General features: G+C 55.5%; 16 protein-coding genes and 1 pseudogene. 11 read left to right on the top strand and 6 right to left on the bottom strand.

Annotation, left to right across the window (positions count from 1 at the left end):
• Positions 1 to 90: 90 nt before the first annotated feature.
• Positions 91 to 1,635: a Na(+)/H(+) antiporter NhaB gene (gene nhaB / locus MY052_RS14125; RefSeq protein WP_248537242.1), complete on the bottom strand. Its 1,545-nt coding sequence runs from the start codon at positions 1,633 to 1,635 to the stop codon at positions 91 to 93.
• 212 nt (positions 1,636 to 1,847) lie between these two features.
• Between nhaB and fadR the strand changes: the two genes are divergently transcribed.
• Complete coding sequence (fadR, locus tag MY052_RS14120) at positions 1,848 to 2,567, top strand: fatty acid metabolism transcriptional regulator FadR (protein WP_035893499.1); 720 nt, start codon at positions 1,848 to 1,850, stop codon at positions 2,565 to 2,567.
• 713 nt (positions 2,568 to 3,280) lie between these two features.
• Here fadR and MY052_RS14115 read toward each other — a convergent pair.
• Entirely contained in the window at positions 3,281 to 4,813 is a 1,533-nt protein-coding gene (locus MY052_RS14115) for a SpoVR family protein (protein ID WP_248537241.1), read from the bottom strand.
• 319 nt (positions 4,814 to 5,132) lie between these two features.
• Between MY052_RS14115 and MY052_RS14110 the strand changes: the two genes are divergently transcribed.
• From MY052_RS14110 to MY052_RS24315, 3 genes are all read left to right on the top strand, one after another.
• The gene (locus MY052_RS14110) at positions 5,133 to 6,431 is read left to right on the top strand and encodes a D-amino acid dehydrogenase (protein ID WP_248537240.1); all 1,299 of its coding nucleotides are present in this window, start codon (positions 5,133 to 5,135) and stop codon (positions 6,429 to 6,431) included.
• A gap of 9 nt (positions 6,432 to 6,440) precedes the next feature.
• Entirely contained in the window at positions 6,441 to 7,511 is a 1,071-nt protein-coding gene (gene dadX, locus MY052_RS14105; RefSeq protein WP_248537239.1) for a catabolic alanine racemase DadX, read from the top strand.
• A 63-nt stretch (positions 7,512 to 7,574) separates the two neighbouring features.
• On the top strand, positions 7,575 to 7,715 hold the full coding sequence (locus MY052_RS24315; protein ID WP_420828645.1) for a hypothetical protein: 141 nt from the start codon (positions 7,575 to 7,577) through the stop codon (positions 7,713 to 7,715).
• Here the strand turns inward: MY052_RS24315 and MY052_RS14100 are convergent.
• A pseudogene (locus tag MY052_RS14100) lies at positions 7,656 to 9,290 on the bottom strand (potassium/proton antiporter); the annotation flags it as partial. The gene MY052_RS24315 and the pseudogene MY052_RS14100 sit on opposite strands and share 60 nt — an antisense overlap.
• 128 nt (positions 9,291 to 9,418) lie before the next feature.
• Positions 9,419 to 10,333 (bottom strand): muramoyltetrapeptide carboxypeptidase, encoded by a 915-nt coding sequence (gene ldcA, locus MY052_RS14095; protein ID WP_248537238.1) that lies wholly within the window; start codon positions 10,331 to 10,333, stop codon positions 9,419 to 9,421.
• A 93-nt stretch (positions 10,334 to 10,426) separates the two neighbouring features.
• Between ldcA and emtA the strand changes: the two genes are divergently transcribed.
• Positions 10,427 to 11,041 (top strand): membrane-bound lytic murein transglycosylase EmtA, encoded by a 615-nt coding sequence (gene emtA / locus MY052_RS14090; protein WP_035893513.1) that lies wholly within the window; start codon positions 10,427 to 10,429, stop codon positions 11,039 to 11,041.
• Here emtA and ycgR read toward each other — a convergent pair whose 3' ends face one another.
• Positions 11,042 to 11,773 carry a flagellar brake protein YcgR gene (gene ycgR, locus MY052_RS14085; RefSeq protein ID WP_248537237.1) on the bottom strand — a complete coding sequence of 244 codons (732 nt, stop codon included), beginning with the start codon at positions 11,771 to 11,773 and terminating at the stop codon, positions 11,042 to 11,044.
• A gap of 270 nt (positions 11,774 to 12,043) precedes the next feature.
• On the opposite strand from ycgR, the gene MY052_RS14080 reads away from it, so the two are divergent.
• Positions 12,044 to 12,298: a GlsB/YeaQ/YmgE family stress response membrane protein gene (locus tag MY052_RS14080; protein ID WP_035893566.1), complete on the top strand. Its 255-nt coding sequence runs from the start codon at positions 12,044 to 12,046 to the stop codon at positions 12,296 to 12,298.
• A 150-nt stretch (positions 12,299 to 12,448) separates the two neighbouring features.
• Positions 12,449 to 14,563, top strand: coding sequence for a TonB-dependent siderophore receptor (locus MY052_RS14075; RefSeq protein ID WP_248537236.1), 2,115 nt, complete (start codon positions 12,449 to 12,451; stop codon positions 14,561 to 14,563).
• 74 nt (positions 14,564 to 14,637) lie between these two features.
• Here MY052_RS14075 and hpaX read toward each other — a convergent pair whose 3' ends face one another.
• Positions 14,638 to 16,050, bottom strand: a complete 1,413-nt coding sequence (hpaX, locus tag MY052_RS14070; RefSeq protein WP_248537235.1) for a 4-hydroxyphenylacetate permease — start codon at positions 16,048 to 16,050, stop codon at positions 14,638 to 14,640.
• Between the two features lie 260 nt (positions 16,051 to 16,310).
• Here hpaX and MY052_RS14065 point away from each other — a divergent pair, with 260 nt between their 5' ends.
• The 4 genes from MY052_RS14065 to MY052_RS14050 all read left to right on the top strand — a co-directional run bounded on the left by MY052_RS14065 (position 16,311) and on the right by MY052_RS14050 (position 19,841).
• Positions 16,311 to 16,772 (top strand): MarR family winged helix-turn-helix transcriptional regulator, encoded by a 462-nt coding sequence (locus MY052_RS14065; RefSeq protein WP_035893520.1) that lies wholly within the window; start codon positions 16,311 to 16,313, stop codon positions 16,770 to 16,772.
• A 333-nt stretch (positions 16,773 to 17,105) separates the two neighbouring features.
• A complete protein-coding gene (locus MY052_RS14060) occupies positions 17,106 to 18,230 on the top strand; it encodes an amidase (RefSeq protein ID WP_248537234.1) in 1,125 nt (374 codons plus the stop codon).
• Positions 18,231 to 18,331: 101 nt separating this feature from the next.
• Complete coding sequence (locus MY052_RS14055) at positions 18,332 to 19,459, top strand: acyl-CoA dehydrogenase family protein (protein ID WP_248537233.1); 1,128 nt, start codon at positions 18,332 to 18,334, stop codon at positions 19,457 to 19,459.
• 22 nt (positions 19,460 to 19,481) lie between these two features.
• Positions 19,482 to 19,841, top strand: a complete 360-nt coding sequence (locus MY052_RS14050) for a hypothetical protein (RefSeq protein WP_035893525.1) — start codon at positions 19,482 to 19,484, stop codon at positions 19,839 to 19,841.
• Positions 19,842 to 19,845 lie beyond the last annotated feature (4 nt).

The raw sequence follows: 19,845 nt of genomic DNA, 5'->3' as shown, positions 1-19,845 counted from the left end.
GCCATCCGGCTATACGTAATTATTCATAAATAACGAGTCAACGCCCGAACAAAGTTTGTTGGGCGATAATCATTGGACGTTATTAAGTCGTTACTTAGGCAAAACTAATAACCCATTACTCATCATCCAGTCTATCGACGGCTGCAGCGTAAACTCGACGCATAGCAGACCGACAATCGTCAACACGAACGTATAGGGCAGCGCCATCCAAACCATTCGCCCGTAGGAGAGGCGAATCAGCGGTGCCAGCGCTGAGGTGAGCAGGAACAGGAAAGCTGCCTGGCCGTTTGGCGTCGCCACCGACGGCAGGTTGGTGCCGGTGTTGATGGCCACCGCCAGCAGTTCGAACTGTGGCAGGCTGATAGCACCGTTATCCAGCGCGGCTTTGGCTTCGTTGATATAAACGGTACCAACAAATACGTTATCCGAGATAGACGACAGAACGCCGTTAAAGACATAGAACAGCGAGCGCTGGGCATGCGGTGAAGCCTGGAGCACAAAGTCAATAATTGGCGCAAAGAGGTGCTGGTCAATAATGACCGCGACGACGGCGAAGAAGACCGTCAGCAAGGCGGTGAAGGGCAGCGCTTCGGTGAAGGCTTTACCAATAGCGTGTTCGTCGGTAATGCCGGTAAATGAGGTGGCGAAGATAATCACCGACAGGCCAATCAACCCAACCTCAGCCAGGTGTAACGCCAGTGCCAGCACCAGCCAGACGCCGATGACGCCCTGCACGATCAGCCGCATATTCTCTTGCTTTGAGCGTTGTACGCGGCTGCGTTCATCAAAGTCGTACAGGATTTTACGGACCGGGTCCGGCAACTCGGCGCCATAGCCAAATACTTTGCATTTCTCCAGCATCCAGCAGGTCAGTAGCCCGCAGATGAACACGGGCACGGTAACCGGTGACATGCGCAGGAAAAACTCACCGAAATGCCAACCAGCAACTTTAGCAATGATCAGGTTCTGTGGCTCGCCGACCATCGTCATCACGCCGCCGAGCGCCGTACCGACGCCAGCATGCATCATCAGACTGCGCAAGAAGGCGCGGAACTGCTCAAGCACGATGCGGTTATGCTTGTCGATATGGCTGTCGTCGAGCAGGTCGTCATCATCGGGGCGCGATGATGCCACCTGGTGGTAGATGCTATAAAAACCAACGGCGACGCTGATAATCACCGCCACTACCGTCAGCGCATCAAGGAACGCTGACAAAAATGCGGCAGCAAGACAGAACGCCAGCGATAGCAGGCGCTTGCTGCGAATGGAGAGCAAAAGACGGGTGAAGATAAAGAGCAGAAGCTGCTTCATAAAATAGATGCCGGCGACCATAAAGATCAGCAACAGCAGCACTTCGAGGTTGGCCGCAATCTCATCACGCACGTGGTTAGCGGAGGTCATGCCGATAAACACCGATTCAATCGCCAGCAGCCCGCCAGGGATCAGCGGGTAGCACTTCAGCGCCATCGCGAGAGTGAAGATAAACTCCACGACCAACAGCCATCCGGCGACAAATGGATTAATTAAAAATACCAGCGGATTGATGACTAAGAAAATAATCAGCAGCAGTTTGTACCAGTCCGGCGACTGGCCAAGAAAGTTACGCCATAGCGCGCGACCGTAAGAGATTTCCATAACAACCGTTTTCCTCCCGAAAAGATGTCATTTTTTACCACTAAATCAGTGCTACTTCCAGAATTCAGCCTTTGTGGGTACTTTCCACTACGACAAAGAAATGTGAAAAATGAAACGGCGATCCCTTTTTAATTCATTTGTCCTGCTACCTGCACTATGTTGCCTCTGGTATGATGAGTCCAATTGCAACGCTGTGTAATGGAATTTTTACTATGGTCATTAAGGCGCAAAGCCCGGCGGGTTTCGCGGAAGAGTATATTGTAGAAAGCATCTGGAATAACCGTTTTCCTCCAGGGTCTATTCTTCCCGCTGAACGTGAACTCTCTGAATTAATTGGTGTGACTCGCACCACCTTACGTGAAGTGTTGCAGCGTCTGGCTCGTGATGGCTGGTTGACTATTCAGCATGGTAAGCCGACGAAAGTGAATAACTTCTGGGAAACGTCAGGTCTCAACATTCTGGAAACGCTGGCGCGTCTCGATCACGATAGCGTACCGCAGCTGATTGATAATCTGCTGTCCGTGCGTACCAATATCGCGACCATTTATATCCGTACCGCTTTCCGTCAGCACCCGGAAAAAGCGCTGGAAGTGCTGGCCGCGACGCGCGAAGTCGAAGACTACGCTGATGCGTTTGCCGAACTCGACTACGGTGTGTTCCGCGGTCTGGCATTCGCTTCCGGTAACCCTATCTATGGGCTGATTCTTAACGGGATGAAGGGGCTGTATACGCGCCTGGGGCGTCATTATTTCTCTAGTCCGGAAGCGCGTAGTCTGGCGCTCGGTTTCTACCATAAGCTGGCGGAACTGTGTGAGCAGGGCGCGCACGATAAGGTGTATGAGACGGTGCGTAGCTATGGTCATGACAGCGGTGAGATCTGGCATCGTATGCAGAAGACGTTGCCGGGAGATTTGGCGATTCATAGCCGGTAGTTATCTGTTTTATGGAGTGCGTTGGTTCCGTTCACTTTATGCTGGGCAGAATATGGCGCTTCTTCATCTGTGAACGTGTTAAGGGGGATAACCGCATCCCCCTTAACAATCCCCGCGGCCCCGCAGGGAAATCGGTGCTTCGCACTGCGCTCACCTACGAACTCCAGCCTGCGGCACGGCGAAACTCGAGATTACTCGGCCCATCCATGGGCCTCGCCCCTTCGGGGCCAACGCAAGCGTTGTTCAAAATTGCTCCCGGCAATTTTGTCCCTGTCTCGGTTCGCCTCAGTCCGCCATCCATGGCGTCCTGACCTTGTCTTCCATTCTCCGGCTCGCCGATTTCCAGCGGGGACTCATCGGTTTCAGTGACATTTGTGTTGTTTTTTGCTGTCAACTGGAAGACCGCACGGGTGTTGGTGGCGTCTAAATCGCCGAAGCGTTTCCCGTAGGCCGGGTCAGCCCACAGGGATGTGGGCTGAGGGCGCAGTTTACAGGGATGTAAACTTGCGCCCGACCCGAAGCCGGAGGGAATAAGCTGAGGGAACCACGAAGTGGCGATTTTGCCGCCCCTTGCGCGCTCTCAGCGCCAGTGCAATTTATATGGCTAGCATTGGAAGGGAGCGCAACAGAGCGATAAACCTACAGAGATAATCACTGGCACAGAGCCCCCCCGGAGTTGGTGCTTCGCACCTCATCCGGGCTACCATGATAGGTTACAGCGCGTTTGGCCGCGGCGGGCAACGCTCCAGCAACTCCACGCTACCATCCGCATTCTGCTGCTCCAGATGCACATCAAACCCCCACAGACGATGCACATGCTTAAGCACCTCACGACGCCCCTTATCCAGCGGCGCGCGGTTATGCGGCACATAGCGCAGCGTCAGCGAACGGTCGCCGCGAAGATCCACGTTCCACACCTGAATATTCGGCTCCAGATTGCTGAGGTTGTACTGGGACGAAAGCTGCGAACGAATCTCCCGATACCCCTCCTCATTATGGATAGCCGAAATCTCCAGATAGTTATTACGATCGTCATCCAGCACCGTGAACAGACGGAAATCGCGCATGATCTTCGGTGACAAGAACTGGCTGATAAAGCTCTCGTCTTTAAAATCACGCATCGCGAAGTGCAGGGTAGTGAGCCAGTCAGATCCCGCGATATCCGGGAACCAGTACTTATCTTCCTCGGTCGGATTCTGGCAAATGCGCTTAATATCCTGGAACATGGCAAAGCCCAGCGCATATGGGTTAATTCCGCTGTACCACGGGCTGTTGTACGGCGGCTGGTACACCACGTTGGTATGGCTGTGCAGGAACTCGAGCATAAAGCGTTCGGTCACTTTTCCTTCATCGTACAGATGGTTAAGGATGGTGTAGTGCCAGAAGGTGGCCCAGCCTTCGTTCATCACCTGGGTCTGCTTCTGCGGATAAAAATACTGGCTGACCTTGCGCACGATGCGCAGGATCTCACGCTGCCACGACTCCAGCAGCGGGGCGTTTTTCTCCATAAAATAGAGCAGGTTTTCCTGCGGCTCGGACGGATAGCGATGTGCTGACTCGATGGCTTTCTCTTCATCGCGTTTCGGCAGGGTGCGCCACAGCATATTCACCTGGCTTTGCAGATACTCTTCACGGCTCTTCTGCCGCGCTTTCTCTTCCTGCATGGAGATTTTGGATGGTCGTTTGTAGCGGTCTACCCCGTAGTTCATGAGCGCGTGACAAGAGTCGAGCAGACGCTCCACCTCGTCCACGCCATAGCGTTCTTCGCAGTCGGCAATGTATTTGCGGGCGAACAGCAGATAGTCGACGATAGAGCTGGCATCGGTCCAGCTACGGAATAGATAGTTATTTTTAAAGAAGGAGTTGTGGCCATAGCAGGCGTGCGCCATCACCAGCGCCTGCATGGTGACGGTGTTCTCTTCCATCAGATAGGCGATACACGGGTTGGAGTTGATGACTATTTCGTAGGCCAGCCCCTGTTGTCCGTGCTTATAGCTGCGCTCGGTCTCAATAAATTTTTTGCCAAACGACCAGTGGGTGTAGTTAATCGGCATTCCGACGCTGGAATAAGCGTCCATCATCTGCTCGGAGGTAATGACTTCAATTTGGTGCGGATAGGTGTCCAGCCGGTACAGCTTCGCTACCCGGTCGATCTCTGCCAGGTAGGTTTCGAGCAGCGGAAACGTCCAATCGGGTCCATCGCTCAGACGAGTGGTGTCCTTATTCATCGAGTCAATCGTAGCCATTAGCGCGCCCTCATTGTTGGCGACTCTCTCTGTCTGGAGAGCCTCTCTTCAAGAATAGAACACCGCAGAAATTCTGTAACAAGCGCCATTTCTTTTCTTCATGATTTATTCATTTTGATAGCGACTATTTTTCAATTTTGCAGAGTTTTATGCTGACAAAAAAAGAGGGTAGCAGGAGATATCAAATTCACCGCTACCCCGTGTGATGGGCACTCTGTGAGGCAAGTCACCATAAAAAAAGCATATGTTGAATAATATTTTCATCTGGGTTATCAATTTGTAATTAGAAGATTGTTCTTTTACTCATTCTGGAGTGGCTATGCACATTGTCATACTGGGAAGTGGCGTGGTTGGCGTAACCAGCGCCTGGTATTTAAGTCAGGCGGGGCATCAGGTTACGGTAATTGACAGGGAAGCCGGTCCGGCGCTGGAAACCAGCGCGGCCAACGCGGGGCAAATTTCGCCGGGGTATGCGGCACCCTGGGCAGCACCTGGTGTGCCTCTGAAGGCGATTAAGTGGATGTTTCAGCGCCATGCGCCGCTGGCGATTCGTCTGGACGGCACCGGTTTTCAGCTGAAGTGGATGTGGCAGATGCTGCGCAACTGCGACACCCGCCACTATATGGAAAACAAAGGTCGGATGGTGCGGCTTGCCGAGTACAGCCGCGACTGCCTGAAGACGCTACGTGAAACCACCGGTATTACTTATGAAGGGCGTCAGGGCGGTACGCTGCAGCTGTTCCGTACCGAACAACAGTATGAAAACGCCACTCGCGATATCGCGGTGCTGGAAGATGCGGGCGTTCCGTATCAACTGCTGGAAGCCTCGCGACTGGCAGAAGTTGAACCGGCGCTGGCGGAAGTGGCCCACAAGCTGACCGGTGGGTTGCGTCTGCCAAACGATGAAACCGGCGACTGCCAGCTTTTCACCCAGCGTCTGGCGAAAATGGCCGAACAGGCGGGCGTACAGTTCCGCTTTAATACTCCGGTCGACAGCCTGATTCAGGAAGGGGACCGCATCGTCGGCGTAAAATGCGGCGATGAGCTGGTGAAAGCCGATGCCTATGTGATGGCCTTTGGATCTTACTCTACCGCCATGCTGAAAGGGCTGGTGGATATTCCGGTTTACCCGCTGAAAGGCTACTCGCTGACCATTCCGATTATTGAAGAGAGCGGGGCGCCAGTCTCGACCATTCTCGACGAAACCTACAAAATTGCCATTACCCGATTTGATAACCGTATCCGCGTCGGCGGCATGGCGGAGATCGTCGGTTTTAACACCGAACTGCTGCAACCGCGTCGCGAAACGCTGGAAATGGTGGTGGGCGATCTCTTCCCGCGCGGCGGTAAAATCGAAGAGGCTACCTTCTGGACCGGCCTGCGTCCGATGACTCCAGATGGCACGCCAGTGGTGGGCAAAACCGCGTTCAAAAACCTGTGGCTCAATACCGGGCACGGCACCCTGGGCTGGACCATGTCCTGCGGTTCCGGTCAGTTGCTGAGTGATTTAATGTCTGGCCGAATGCCGGCTATCCCCTATGATGATCTTAGCGTTGCACGCTATTCGCCGGGCTTTACGCCGGCACATCCTCAGCATTTGCATGGCGCACACCAATAAGGAGAACGCATGTCACGTCCCGTGCTCGCCACGATTGATTTGCAGGCGCTGAAGCAGAATCTGGGCATTGTCCGCCGCGCGGCGGGTGGTGCTCGCGTTTGGTCGGTGATGAAAGCCAACGCCTACGGTCACGGATTAGATCGCATCTGGAATGCGCTGCGGGAAACCGACGGTTTTGCGATGCTCAATCTTGAAGAGGCCATTTTGCTGCGCGAACGCGGCTGGAAAGGGCCTATTTTGTTGCTGGAAGGCTTTTTCCACGCTGATGAGCTGGAGCTTTTCGATAAGTACCGGCTGACCACCAGCGTGCACAGCAACTGGCAAATTAAGGCGCTGCAAAACGCGCGCCTGCATGCGCCGATTGATATCTATCTCAAGGTGAATAGCGGCATGAACCGCCTCGGCTTTGCGCCGGAGCTCATCCATACCGTCTGGCAGCAGCTACGGGGCATTAGTAACGTCGGGGCGATGACGTTGATGTCACATTTTGCTCAGTCTGAACTGATCGATGGCGTAGCTGAGCAAATGCAGCGTATTGAACAGGCCGCCGAAGGGCTGGAGTGCCCGCGCTCGCTAGCCAACTCTGCGGCAACGCTCTGGCACCCGGAGACCCATTTCGACTGGGTGCGGCCGGGGATTGTGCTCTACGGCGCTTCACCGTCCGGGCAGTGGCAGGATATTGCCAATACCGGGCTCAAACCGGTCATGAGCCTCAGCAGTCAGATAATCGGGATTCAGAATCTGAAGCCCGGCGATGCCGTCGGTTATGGCAGTCGCTATCGTGCCAAAGAGGAGCAGCGTATTGGAATCGTGGCCTGCGGCTATGCAGATGGTTATCCGCGCATTGCCGCCAACGGCACGCCGGTGCTGGTGGACGGTATCCGTACCGGTACCGTTGGGGCGATTTCGATGGATATGCTGGCGGTGGATTTAACGCCGTGTCCGCAGGCCGGAATTGGTACCGCCGTTGAGCTGTGGGGGCAAGAGATCAAGATTGATGAAGTGGCCGCCAGCGCGGGAACCGTCGGTTACGAGCTTATGTGTGCTCTGGCGCCGCGTGTGCCAGTTGTGACGGTGTAACTTTTTGATGTTGCCCGGTAGCGCTTTGCTGACCGGGCATGTAGGCCGGATAAGCGCAGCGCCATCCGGCACAACAAACTACTCCGATTCTTCCTCAGCGACCCGCACGCCAACCTTCAGAACCTGATTTTCCTCTTTCTCGGCCACCGTCCACACCATACCGGCAAACTCCACCTGGTCACCCACAACCGGTGCTGCGCCTAAGAGGTGTTCGACAATGTCCCCCAGCGATTGCTGGTTATCGCGGAACTCTTCACCGCCGTCCAGACCATAAATCATGGCAACGTCGGCAAACTTCGCCCCGGCTTCCAGAATAAAATCGCCAAAGAAGCTTTGATCCAATGCGACCGGCGGCGACTGGCTGAACATTTTGCCGAGCGACGGCAGGTCACGTTCACGACCAATCACGCACAGAATATCGTTTTCACGCAGGCGCGTGCTGCCGGTCGGGTGGAGCATCACGTTATCGCGGAACAGCGCGGCAATACGCGTTTCCGGCGGCATATGCAGGTCGCGCAGGGCCGCCCCCACGCACCACTTTTCGGCGCTAAGTTGATACACAAACTGTTCCCACGGATTCTCCGGATGAATATCCAGACCCACGCGGGAAATCGGCCAGCCGACCGGTGGCACCACGACTTTGGCTTTCTTCGCTGCCCAGGAGAGCGACGTCCCCTGCAACAGCAGCGAGATCAGCACCACGAAGAAGGCGACGTTAAAGAACAGGCGGGCGTTATCGAGCCCGGCCATCATCGGGAATACCGCCAGAATGATGGGCACCGCGCCGCGCAGGCCAACCCAGCTGATAAACGTGCGCTCGCGCAGGTTAAACCCGCGGAACGGCAGCAGCCCGGCGAACACCGACAGCGGGCGGGCGACGAAAATCATCCAGATAGAAAGCAGCAGCGCCGGAATGGCAATAGGCAGCAGATCGGAAGGGGTTACCAGTAGCCCCAGCACCAGGAACATACCAATCTGCGCCAGCCAGGCCAGGCCATCGAAGTTTTGCAGAATGCCAAAGCGGTTACGAATCGGCCGATTGCCGAGCAGGAAACCGCACAGGTAGACCGCCAGAATGCCGCTGCCGTCGAGTTTAGTGGTGACGGCAAAAATCATGATCCCGCCGCTCAATGCCAGCAGCGGATAGAGCCCGGCTGGCAGGGAGATGCGGTTGATCATCTGCAACAGCAGGTAACCGCCGCCGATGCCAATAATAATCCCCAGTCCAAACTGTTGGAGAATGTGCACGAGGAACATCCAGCTCAGCCCGGTTTCATGCTGCTGGATCATCTCGATAAGCGTGATGGTCAGAAACACCGCCATCGGATCATTGCTGCCGGACTCAATCTCCAGGGTCGAGCCCACGCGCTCGTTAAGGCCTTTACCGCCAAGCAGCGAAAATACCGCGGCGGCGTCGGTGGAGCCGACGATGGCGCCAATCAGCAGCCCGTCCATCAGATTGAGGTTAAACAGCCAGGCCGCCATCATCCCGGTGAGCCCGGAGGTTATCAGAACGCCAACGGTTGCCAGCGACAGCGCCGGGCCTAAAGCGACGCGAAAGGAGCTCGCCTGGGTGCGCATCCCGCCATCAAGCAGGATAACCGCCAGCGCCAGGTTACTGACCATATAGGCGAAAGGGTAGTTATCGAAGGGGATGCCGCCGATGCCGTCGACGCCCGCCAGCATGCCGATGGCTAAAAAGATAACCAGAATAGGGATACCGAGACGGGAAGAAAATGAGCTTAAGAGAATACTGCAGGTTACTAAGACCGAACCCAAAATAAAGAGACTAATGACTGCCGTGGCGTCCAATGTTCACGCACTCCCCGATAACGTACAAGCTAGTTACAAAACGTTACCATAATTGCGGCACGAACATTGGACTAATAAACGGTGATTATTGTTTTTTATTCAACTAATACAGGATGACCGGTTATCGTCAGCCGGGATTGCCCGTCGCCGTGGGCCAACTGTGCCTGTGCGCCAAGCGCCAGCGTCACCGTGCGCTGTTCATGGCCAAAGTCGAGGCCGGTGATGACCGGAATAGACAGCCGTGAACGGAGGTACTCATACATCGACTCAAGGGAATATCCGGCGTCGTAGTCGTTCGGCGTCGCGCCGGTAAAACTCCCTAATACAATGGCGCGCTGGCGCGGCAGAATGCCCGCATAAAGCAGCTGTAATAGCATGCGTTCGACGCGGAACGGATGTTCGTTGATATCCTCCAGCACCAGAATGCCGCCTTCAATATCCGGCATCCACGGCGTGCCAATCAGTGACACGAGCATCGCCAGATTGCCGCCCCACAGCGTCCCTTGTTCATCGCATACCGGGCCATCGCCGTGCCACTCAACGCTATAGCGTGGTTGACGCAGGGCGCGCCAGAAGTGCTGTTCGGTAAACGCATTCAGGGTTTCCGCGCCGAAGTTTCCGGCCAGCATCGGGCCGCTGAAGGTAATCACGTTGCCTTTTGCCAGCAGACCGGACTGAATGGCGGTGAAGTCGCTATGGCCGCAGATAAGTAGCGGATCTTGCCGCTGGCGGGCTGCCAGTGCCTGCCAGTCAATGGTATCCAGCAAACGGCTGGCACCATAGCCGCCGCGTACTGCCAGCACTATCTGATTCTTCTCTTTGAGGGATGCCAACGCGTTGATATCGTGCAGACGTTCCGCTTCCGTTCCGGCAAAACGGCGGTCGCGACGAGTGATAACCTGCTGGTTATTCACCCGATGCCCGGCCTCTTCTAATCGCTTGACCCCGCACTGCGCGGCGGACTGATTGATGCAATAACCGGAAGGGGCGACGAGATGAAACTGAGACATGGCATTTCCTTGCAGAGAATGAAACGAGTATCATGCCGCCTGAGCCCATGGTTGTCATTAACGGCGGCAAAGTTCAGCTAAAAGGATAGATGCGTGAAATTGAGATGGTTTGCTTTTTTAATTGTATTACTTGCTGGATGTTCTTCTCACCAATCGGATTATCGCAACCCACCCTGGAACCCCGAAGTGCCGGTGAAGCGCGCAATGCAGTGGATGCCAATCAGTGAAAAAGCCGGTGCGGCATGGGGCGTAAGCCCGCGTCTGCTGACGGCGATTATCGCCGTGGAGTCAGGCGGCAATCCGTCGCTTGTCAGTAAATCAAACGCGGTAGGGCTGATGCAGCTTAAAGCCTCTACGTCTGGTCTGGATGTTTATCGTTACATGGGCTGGAGTGGACAACCGTCGACCAGCGAACTGAAAAACCCGGAACGGAATATTTCCATGGGAGCCGCTTATCTGAGCATTCTCGAACATGGTTCGCTTGCTGGGATAAACGATCCGGAAGTGATGCAGTATGCGCTGGTGGTCTCCTATGCTAACGGTGCCGGCGCGCTGCTGCGTACCTTCTCATCGGATCGTAAAAAGGCGATTGCCGAAATTAACGACATGGATAAGGATGAGTTCTTCCAGCACGTCGTGAAGAATCACCCTGCACCGCAAGCGCCCCGTTATATCTGGAAGGTTCAGAAAGCGATGGACGCCATGTAATCAGCGGACGTTATTCGCCCGTTCGCGCGCTTCACGCTCCAGTGCAAAGATAATGCGCTGGAGCGAGCGCTCAAGCACCGGATTCATATGCAGAAAACGGAAGCTTAAGCGCGGCGTGACGATGGTTTCGTTCTTGCTATCCACCACTTTGCGCTCGCTAATTCCCAACAGCCGCGCATCAAAGCGAAAGCGCCCCCACTGCGCCATATCCAGCTCAATCTCGTTAAGTTGCATACCCGGAACTAATCCATCCGGTGCTGGCGCATCCAGCAACGCCCCCATACCGCCGAGCGAAAGATCGTACAGACGAAAGCGCAGCGTGCTTTTATCCGGTAACGTGGCTTTGCCGAAATAGGGCGGATGCAGCGGAGCAGGAATGCGGAAAAACTCCCGACGCTGGATAAACCAGACTGCCGCAGGCGTAGGCATCACGAAAGCCGGCAAGTTCTGATAATCCTCGACCGCCATCGCTGGTACCGTGAATTCAATTTTGGCACCGTTGGTTTCGGCGACGATGGTGATATTTTTTGCCGTTCTGGCCGCAATGTTATCTTCCTCCCGACTGCCAAAATCAATCACCAGCCGCTGCTGGCTGGCATCAAGAATACGGCTAATAAACTGTCGGGACGACCAGCTGACGCGCAGCGCGGCGTTAGCCTGCTGAAGATCGCGCAGAATACTTAATACAGCTAATGGGTTTTGCTTTAGAAACTGTGTGTTGTGCTCACTCACGTGGAATGGCTCCTGAATGGCAGAGGCTTAATTATGTATCGGCGTAGCAATCTATAACTTCAGCGCCCAAATGAAAATATTTAACATCTTCGCAGCTTTAGGCTGACCAAAGCACTTAAGACAGTGCTTACGTCAAAATTCGTATTTATCCGTATAAAATATCATCGCCTTTCCAGGTTTTTTAAGAACAATTACCTATACTTGAAGTATTAGCGGCGCAGAATGTCGGCGCTTTTATGGCTGTTTAATGGAACTGAAGAGGTGGGAAAAATGGGTATTATTACCTGGATTATTTTTGGTCTGATTGCCGGTGTTATTGCCAAACTGATTATGCCGGGGCGCGATGGGGGGGGATTCATCCTCACCTGTATCCTGGGGATAGTCGGTGCGGTTGTGGGCGGCTGGTTAGCGACCACGTTTGGCCTCGGCGGCAGCGTCACCGGGTTTAACCTGCACAGCTTCCTGGTTGCCGTAGTCGGTGCCATCGTTGTGCTGGTGGTTTTCCGCCTGATTCGCCGCGAATAATGTCTCTCAACGGCCCCGCAAGGGGCCGTTCTTCGTTTTATCCCCCGCGTGTTTTTTCCACTTTTTGTTGTTGTCTGCATTTTTATGTTGAACTAAAAATACAAATGATAATAATTATCGTTCTTTGTGCGTTTTGAGTTCACCTATAAAATGAAAAAAACCGTTTTTCGTCGTTGTACGCTTTCAGGGATGATTGCCGTTGCGCTTTCCACGTCGGCCTGGGCTGATAAAAATGAAACCACGATGGTCGTCACCGGGTCGGGCGAGAGCAGTGAACTGCCAGCATGGACCAACAGCGCCACCAAATCCGCGGTGGCCGAGAGTAAAACCCCGCAGGTGATTAACACCATCAGCCAGCATGAAATCAGCGAACGCCATGCCACCTCGGTGAATGAGATCCTGCGCTATGCGCCGGGTGTATCAACCGAGTCTCGCGGCAGTACCACCTATATGAGCGAATATAAAATCCGCGGTTTTACCGTCGATAACGAGTTCTATAACGGTCTGCAATTGCCTTATAACGTCACCGGCAATACCAAAGCGCGTATCGATCCGCTGCTGATTGAGAGCGTCGACATTCTGAAAGGGCCTTCTTCCGTGCTGTACGGCAACGGTTCGCCGGGCGGGCTGGTCAACATTCAGGGCAAAAAACCACAGACTACGCCGCGTACCGAAGTCGGTTTTAATACCGGTACCCGTAATCTGAAAGAGGGCTACCTCGATTCCACCGGGCGCATTGCCGACAGCGACTGGAGCTACCGCCTGCTGGGCAAGGCGACGGAAGGCGACGATCAGCCGCACACCTCCCGCACCGAGGATTATCTGGTTGCGCCGAGCGTCACCTGGCAACCGAGTGATAAAACCCGGCTGACTATTGATGCGCTGGCGCAAAACACGCCAAGCCTGACGCCGTCGAACCCGCTGCCGCTCTCTTATCTGCGCTCAAACTATGCTGATAAGCGCGATTATGCTGGCGATAAATGGAACGGTTTTAAGCAGCGACAGTGGATGGTGGGCTACAGCTTTGAGCACGAATTTGATAGCGGCTGGGGCATTGCGCAGAAGGCACGCTACTTCGATATCGACACCCACCAGAAGAGCATTTACTCAACGGGGAATGCGGGCAATCCCGTTTATGAGTTAGACCGTTTTGCGTACACCACGGATGAAGACCTGCATAACTTCAATATTGATAACCAGGTGACGCGCACCTTCACCTTCGGTGATTGGCAGCACCATCTGTTGGCTGGGTTTGACTACCAGAAGCTGAACTCGCATTACCACTATCGTTATGCTCCCGCGTCTACAACGCCGGGTATTGATATGCGCAATCCGGATTTCGGCCTGGTCAATGAAGATGCGCTGGGGCTGTATACAGCCCAGAAAAACCGTCTCTCCTACAACCAGAAAGGGTACTACCTTCAGGACCAGGTTGAGTTTGGCGGTCTGAATCTGCTGGCAAGCCTGCGCTACGATGAGTACCAATCTGCCACTACCGACTATCTTAACGCTGACCAGAAAACGTGGATTTCTCAGGATAGAGTAACGAAACGACTGGGGGCGCTGTACGCCTTTGATAACGGTATTTCGCCGTTTATCAGCTATTCCGAAGGATTTAAACCGGTATCACCGGCGCGTAACCTGACGGCCGATCAGGTGAAACCGACCACCAGTAAACAGGTGGAGGGCGGCGTGAAGTACCTGCTGGCGGAATATGCCACCACCTTCACCGCCTCGGTGTTTAACATTAAGCAGAAAAACGTGCTGAGCCTGGACCCGAGCTGGAATTACCATCAGACGGGGGAGATTGAATCAAACGGTGCGGAGCTGTCGGCCATTAGCCGACCAACCGATAACATCAACCTGATCGCCAACTACGCCTATACGCACGCCATTAATACCGAAGATGAAACCTATCAGGGTAAACGTCCGACGCAGGTTCCGGAAAACGCGTTTAACCTGTGGGGAGACTACACCTTCGATCAAAGTCTGGTGCGCGGGCTGACGGTAGGGGCCGGGGTGCGCTATACCGGGCCAATGGAGATTGCGCCGGATAATACGGCTGGCAAACTCGGTGGCACCACGCAGTACGATATGTCGCTCTCTTACGATATGTCGGCGGTGGAGAGCAGTCTGGCTGGGTTGATGCTGAAAGCCAGCGCGCAAAACCTGACCAACAAAGAAACGTTGACCTGCTATGACAGCACCAACTGCTGGATTGGTCGAGACAGAACGGTGCAGCTCGGGGCGAGCTACACCTTCTGACGGGAATCAGCCTTCCCGGCGTCGCTTTGCTCGGCCGGGCTACGGGATGGTTTCTTGTAGCCCGGACGAGGCGTTTACGCCGACTCCGGGGCGGCACCGGCCGTGGCTGATTGACGCTGCGTCGCCTTCATCGGAATAAACGCGATAATCACCGCGCCCAGCACCAGGAACCCGGCGACCATATAGATCCCCGCGTTAAAGCTGCCGGTCACGTCCTTCATCAGCCCCATCAGCAGCGGGCCGAGCGCCGCGCCGGTCATCCCGGTGCCGTTAATCACCGCAATGCCCAGCGCACGGGCGCGCAGGGAAAGCGCTCTGTCCGGCGTGGTCCAGAAAATGACCATCGCGGCAAAGGCGCCCATCGAGGCCATCACGATACCGGTAAACTGCAACGGCGGGTACGGACTGGTGGCGGTGAGAACCCAGCCCGCCGCGGCGAAAAGATAGGGCAGTAAAGTGTGCAGCTTACGCTCGTTATGGCGGTCCGAACGCTTGCTCCACCAGATCATCCCGACAATAGTACAGACCTGAGGAATAGCGCTGAGCAGGCCGATGGTCACGTTGCTGCTCTCAGCGTTAAAGCTACGCAGGATAAGCGGGGTCCAGACGCTCAGGGCGCTCAGCGTATTGGTCAGGCAAAAATAGGCCAGCGTATAGAGCATAATGGTCGGCGTCATCAGCTCGCGCTGTACGCTCTTTTGACCCACCGATGCCGCCTGAATCGCGCTCTGGGTTTGCAGCGCGTTCTGGCGGTCGGCCTCCATCATCTCTTCGAGGCAGGCTTTATCGTCGTCGGTCAACCATTTGGCTTTCGACGGGCTGTCGTCCAGCCAGAACCAGACCACCAGACCGAGCAGCACGGACGGGAAGCCTTCCAGCAGGAACAGCCACTGCCAGCCCTTGAGGTTCAGCAAGCCGTCCATGTTGAGAATATAACCTGAAGCCAGTGACCCCAGCGCCATGGTTACCGGCATGGCAATCATAAACAGGGCGTTGGCGCGAGCGCGATAGTGCGCCGGGAACCAGTAGGTTAAGTAGTAGAGCAGACCGGGCAGGAAGCCCGCTTCGGCGATACCGACCAGCATACGCAGCGCGTACAGGCTGTTCGGCCCGGTGGCGAACAGGGTGGCGGTCGAGGCAATACCCCAGACTATCATCAGGATGGCAATCCAGCGGCGGGCGCCGACGATGGTCAGCATGACGTTGCTGGGAATACCGCACACCACGTACATCACATAGAACAGGGTTGTCGCGAGACCAAACATGGTACTGGTCAGCCCCAGGTCTTTGCCCATGGTCAGGCCGGCAAAGCCGATATTAATACGGTCGAGATAGGAGAAAACGAACAGCACGAATAAAAATACAATTAAGCGGCGGAAAAGCTTATTGATAACCGCCTGTTGGCGAGGGTTCAGCGGCCGTTGCGCCGGGGGCGGAGTGGCAAGCTCCCCGTCGCGTTTGTGTCCCAGAGAAGGGCTATCGTTCATGAAAAGCTCCACATTGTGTTTATTAGTATGGGTACCGAGATGCAGGCTGCTAACGTATAGAAAATAGCCATCACAAATGTCAATTTTACGTAGTTAAAATGATACGTAATTGTTATGTGTGTGGCATTTGTGAATCATAATGAGATCTGCGTCGCGCTAATTCTTAAGCCGCCGGTATTCGGGGTGAAAAGGGGTCAGGACGGGCGTAACGACTCAGGGTATAATCGAAAAATCTGTGGTTTGATGGGGTAAGGAAACGCATGAGTCATATAAAAAAAGTATCGGACGATACCGCCTTTCATCGTGAAGAGTTTCCGTTCTACTGGATTGTTAACGTCTATGCGCGTTACACCCAAACCGTAGAAGTGGCGCTGAAAAAGATTGCGCTCGACGTGTCGCGCTTTCGCGTGTTGATGATAACGCACCAGTACGGCGAGGCGAGTATTTCGCAAATCTCCGAATACGCGCTGGCGAAAATGCCGACGGTCACCAAGATTGTGGGCCGACTGCGCGAAGATGGCCTGGTCACCACCGCAAATAGCGCCAGCGATGCGCGGGTAACGGTGGTGATGCTGACCGAAGCGGGCCAGCAAAAAGTGGCGGAAGCGATGCCGCTGGTGGGTAAAATTTTCGACAAAGGCTTTAAGGGGATGAGCGTAAGTCAGGTGGAGAAAATGAACCAGTCGCTGTCGAAAGTGCTGGATAATCTTAACGAACTGTAGCCGCAATACGACACAATGACAAAATTGTGACCCGCGTAGAAAATTATCATAACTCACTGTAAATAAACTCTTTTTTTATGACTGCCGTTGGCCTCATCGCCAACGGCAGCGCCCGCCTGTATTCGCCATTTTGCTTTGTAATTCATCAAACTGCGCGATTAACCCTTATCAATAAAAGGTTAATTAATTGTTATTTTGCAGTAAATTTAACGTGAAAATTTACTTGAATTTTCATCTAAATATTCCATAGTGATTACACATCGGTCAGGGCAAAAAAGCAGCAACGACTGCGCGCCTGAATATGATTCATTTTTTCTGGTTAAGGTGTTAATCATGAAGCCAGTTTGTGAGAGCAATGGGTTTATCGAACGGTTCATCCTCGGCGAGGGTGACCTGAGCTTTGCCGTCAAAGACACCCTGGACGTGGCGGGATTCCGCACCCAGGCCGGTTGTCAGGCGCTGGCGGATACGCCAGTCGCCGCGCAGCATGCAATCGTCGTTGCTACCTTGCTGGCAAACGGCTGCGTGCTGTCAGGAAAAACCACGTTACACGAACTGGCGTTTGGCGTGACCGGGGTAAACCCCTGGAGCGGCACCCCGGTGAATCCTCATTTCCCGTCGCTTATTCCCGGCGGTTCTTCTAGCGGTTCGGCAGCGGTCGTGGCGGCGGGCGAGGTCGATTTTGCGCTCGGCACCGATACCGGCGGCTCGGTGCGCATGCCAGCAGCCTGCTGCGGCGTACTGGGGCTGAAGCCCGGCTATGGCGTGCTGAGCCGACAAGGTGTTCTGCCTGTCGATAGCTCGCTTGACAGCGTCGGTCTGTTTACCCGCGATACGGGCACGCTCCGTCAGGCGCTGAACCGTCTGCACATTGTCGTCGAATCCCCGCTGGAGGCGCTGCCAGCCATCACCTTTATCCCGGCGGCGCTGCCGGAAATTGATGCCGCGCTGCTGCGTTTTCTTGCCGAAGCGGACGTGCAGCCAGAGCAGGGCGAACTCTCAACGCTTACCGATGCCCATCTTGCGGGTATGGCCATTATCAGCCATGAAAACTGGCAGGCCTTCAGCGCGCTGCTGGCGACAAACACCGTCTCTGCCGATGTGGCAACCCGCATTCGTGCCGGGGCTAACGTCAGCGCCGATGCGCTGGCAGAGGCTGAAAAAGTGCGCCAGCGCTTCAGCGACGACGTGGATGCGCTGCTGGCTATCACTCCGCTGGTGGCGCTGGCGACGTTGCCAGAATTGCCGCCCACGCTTGACGAGGCGAAAGACCCGCTCAGCGTGGTCAACCTGACCCGGCTGGTGAGGCCGTTTAACCTCAGCGGACATCCGGCGCTCACGCTACCTGCGGGCACGCTTGATGGCCGCCCGGTTGCCCTGCAACTGGTGGCCCGCAAAGGCGCCGAAGGGTTGCTGGTACAGGCCGCCGAATGGCTCACGGCGCGACAACGCCGCTAAGCCAACCCGTTTTACCTTTTCCCTGATGACTCAGTGAGTTCGACTCATTGCGGCCTCGTTCGCTCTGCGAACGGCTGCCTATAAAAATTATGGAGAAAGCCATGTCTGCCATCCAGGTTCGTGAATCGCTGGTTCCGCTGCTGAGCGAAGTGAGCGCGCGCAGCACCGATTTTGAGCATCAACGCCATATTTCCGACGACATCATTACCGGTTTTAAACAGGCGGGCGTGTATCGTGCGCTGGTGCCAAAAATCTACGGCGGCGACGAGTGCACTCCGGCGCAGTTCTGCGAGCTGATTGAGCAGATTGCCACCGCGGACGGTTCCGCAGGCTGGGTGGCGAGCTTCGGCATGAGCCCGTTTTACCTCGGTGCGCTGCCGGTAGAAACGTTAAAAGCACTTTATCGCGACGGCCCGGACGTGGTCTTTGCCGGCGGGATTTTCCCGACACAAAAAGCGCGACAGGCAGACGGTGGTTACCGCGTCAGCGGACGCTGGAGTTTTGCCAGCGGCAGCATGGGCGCGTCGGTGCTGGGCGTGGGTATTCTGCCCGACGGCGACCAGGCGCTGCCGCGCATGGCGGTGCTGCCCCGCGCCAGCGTGCAGATTGACCCGGTATGGGACACCGTAGGCCTTGCCGGAACCGGCAGCCATGACCTGCTGGTGGACGACGTGTTTGTGCCACAGGATTGGACCTTTATTCGCGGCGGCGCCTTGAACCTCGAAGGCCCGCTGTACCGCTACCCGGTGCTCTCGTTAGCCACTCAGGTGCTTTCTGTGGTGGCGCTCGGCGTGGCCCGCGCGGCGCTCAACGAAATTTATGCCATTGCTCATCGCCAGCAGTCGGTCACCGGCGCACCGCGTCTGGCCGACCGCCCGCAGGCGCAGATGCAAATTGCCCGCTGCGAGGCTGACCTGCGATCCGCCCGCGCCTGGTTCTATGACGCTATCGACGATGTCTGGCAGCAACTGCTCAGAGGCGATGATGCGGACTGCGCGCAGATCAACGCCTTACGACTTTCCTCAACCCACGTGACTCGCGTCGCTGCCGACGTGGCGCGCCAGGCGCTGGCGCTAAACGGCATGGGCGGCGTCACCATGACCAGCCCGCTGCAGCGCTACGTCCGCGACACGATGGTGATTACCCAACACGCCTTTATGGGCGACCTCTCGTACCTCAACGCCGGTACGGTCTTTTTCGGCGGTAAACCGATGCCCGGTTACCTGTAATTTTTAACCTAAGGAGCAACCAATGAGCCAATCAACCACACTGCGCGTGCTGTTTTGCATCGGCGTGAACCAGAACTTTTTTGACGCCAGCCAGGCCGAAGCCAAACAGGTATGGGCCGCTTTCGGCGTAATGATGAAAGGGATGGAAGAGACCCCGGGGATCACGGTAATCGGCAACATGGACGACGACCAGCTGATGGTCGGGCCGTCCACCACCGCGCCGTGGACCACCTACGTGCTGGCGGACGCGCAGGCACTGGAAAACGTGGCGGCGGTCTGCAACCTGTTCCGCACCACCCCGGTCGGCGACGGCGGCAGCAAGCTGTGGAAGTACTGCAAAATCGAAGCCCGCGTGGGTCGTGAACTGATTATCCAGGGTTAAGGGA

Source organism: Kluyvera ascorbata (assembly GCF_023195735.1).
GTDB lineage: Bacteria > Pseudomonadota > Gammaproteobacteria > Enterobacterales > Enterobacteriaceae > Kluyvera > Kluyvera ascorbata.
This window is presented reverse-complemented; position numbering and strand designations above follow the sequence as displayed.

Excerpts from the sequence above, each read along its gene's own strand:
- MY052_RS14065 (WP_035893520.1), top strand. The coding sequence starts at position 16,311 with ATGAGTCATATAAAAAAAGTATCGGACGATACCGCCTTTCATCGTGAA.
- MY052_RS14055 (WP_248537233.1), top strand. The coding sequence starts at position 18,332 with ATGTCTGCCATCCAGGTTCGTGAATCGCTGGTTCCGCTGCTGAGCGAA.
- dadX (WP_248537239.1), top strand. The coding sequence starts at position 6,441 with ATGTCACGTCCCGTGCTCGCCACGATTGATTTGCAGGCGCTGAAGCAG.
- fadR (WP_035893499.1), top strand. The coding sequence starts at position 1,848 with ATGGTCATTAAGGCGCAAAGCCCGGCGGGTTTCGCGGAAGAGTATATT.
- MY052_RS14080 (WP_035893566.1), top strand. The coding sequence starts at position 12,044 with ATGGGTATTATTACCTGGATTATTTTTGGTCTGATTGCCGGTGTTATT.
- hpaX (WP_248537235.1), bottom strand. The coding sequence starts at position 16,050 with ATGAACGATAGCCCTTCTCTGGGACACAAACGCGACGGGGAGCTTGCC.
- nhaB (WP_248537242.1), bottom strand. The coding sequence starts at position 1,635 with ATGGAAATCTCTTACGGTCGCGCGCTATGGCGTAACTTTCTTGGCCAG.
- MY052_RS14115 (WP_248537241.1), bottom strand. The coding sequence starts at position 4,813 with ATGGCTACGATTGACTCGATGAATAAGGACACCACTCGTCTGAGCGAT.
- ldcA (WP_248537238.1), bottom strand. The coding sequence starts at position 10,333 with ATGTCTCAGTTTCATCTCGTCGCCCCTTCCGGTTATTGCATCAATCAG.
- MY052_RS14075 (WP_248537236.1), top strand. The coding sequence starts at position 12,449 with ATGAAAAAAACCGTTTTTCGTCGTTGTACGCTTTCAGGGATGATTGCC.
- MY052_RS14110 (WP_248537240.1), top strand. The coding sequence starts at position 5,133 with ATGCACATTGTCATACTGGGAAGTGGCGTGGTTGGCGTAACCAGCGCC.
- MY052_RS14050 (WP_035893525.1), top strand. The coding sequence starts at position 19,482 with ATGAGCCAATCAACCACACTGCGCGTGCTGTTTTGCATCGGCGTGAAC.
- MY052_RS14060 (WP_248537234.1), top strand. The coding sequence starts at position 17,106 with ATGAAGCCAGTTTGTGAGAGCAATGGGTTTATCGAACGGTTCATCCTC.